The sequence below is a fragment of the Pseudomonas sp. PS01297 genome, from assembly GCF_029959305.1.
In the GTDB taxonomy this organism is placed as follows: Bacteria; Pseudomonadota; Gammaproteobacteria; order Pseudomonadales; family Pseudomonadaceae; genus Aquipseudomonas; species Aquipseudomonas helleri.
The window spans coordinates 1-1139 of record NZ_JASCPQ010000208.1; the positions used below are offsets into that span (position 1 = coordinate 1).

Here is a 1139-nt window from a genome sequence, read left to right on the forward strand (position 1 = left end):
GGCTTGCTCGCGATGGCCTCTTAGCGGTGATCCAGATGCACCTCGTTGCCTGAATCGCGAGCAAGCCCGCTCCCACAAGGGTTGTCGATGCACTATGAAGACGGGAAAGACCCTGTGGAAAAGTTTAAAGGCGCCTTGCTGGTCGGGGCTTTACGGTTGTTTGCCATGCTCCCTTGGGGCGCGGTGCAACACGTGGGCTCGGCCATCGGCTGGCTGATGTGGAAACTGCCCAATCGCTCGCGCGAAGTGGTGCGGATCAACCTGGCCAAGTGCTTCCCCCAAATGGACCCGGTCGCCCGTGAACAATTGGTCGGCCAAAGCCTCAAAGACATCGGCAAAAGCCTGACCGAGAGCGCCTGCGCGTGGATCTGGCCCGCCCAGCGCTCCATTGACCTGGTGCGCGAAGTCGAAGGCCTGGACGTGCTCAAAGACGCCCTCGCCTCTGGCAAAGGCGTGGTCGGCATCACCAGCCACCTGGGCAACTGGGAAGTGCTCAACCACTTCTATTGCAGCCAGTGCAAACCGATCATTTTCTACCGCCCGCCCAAGCTCAAGGCCGTTGACGAACTGCTGCGCAAACAGCGCGTACAGCTGGGCAACCGCGTGGCCGCGTCGACCAAAGAAGGCATTTTGAGTGTCATCAAAGAGGTGCGCAAAGGCGGTCAGGTCGGCATCCCGGCAGACCCGGAGCCGGCAGAATCAGCGGGTATTTTTGTACCGTTCCTCGGCACCACGGCCCTGACCAGCAAGTTTGTACCCAACATGCTGGCGGGTGGCAAAGCGGTGGGCGTGTTCCTGCACGCGGTGCGTTTGCCGGACGGTTCGGGGTTCAAAGTGATATTGGAAGCGGCGCCCGAAGCCATGTACAGCACCGACACCGAAACCGCCTGCGCGGCCATGAGCCAAGTGGTGGAGAAGTACGTGCGGGCTTACCCGAGCCAATACATGTGGAGCATGAAACGCTTCAAAAAACGCCCGCCGGGCGAGGCGCGCTGGTACTGAGCTAGCTGAATGCACAACCTGTGGGAGCGGGCTTGCTCGCGATACAAACGACGCGGTTTAACCTTGAAACTGCGTAGATGCCATCGCGAGCAAGCCCGCTCCCACAGGCAATCTGAGGCGTTAAGCCTGCTGCTTCG

1 protein-coding gene is annotated in these 1139 nt (G+C 60.5%); it reads left to right on the top strand.

Annotated elements, in window-relative coordinates; translation table 11 throughout:
- Positions 1 to 114 precede the first annotated feature (114 nt).
- Positions 115 to 1002 (top strand): lysophospholipid acyltransferase, encoded by an 888-nt coding sequence (locus tag QMX84_RS26300; RefSeq protein WP_262126064.1) that lies wholly within the window; start codon positions 115 to 117, stop codon positions 1000 to 1002.
- Positions 1003 to 1139 lie beyond the last annotated feature (137 nt).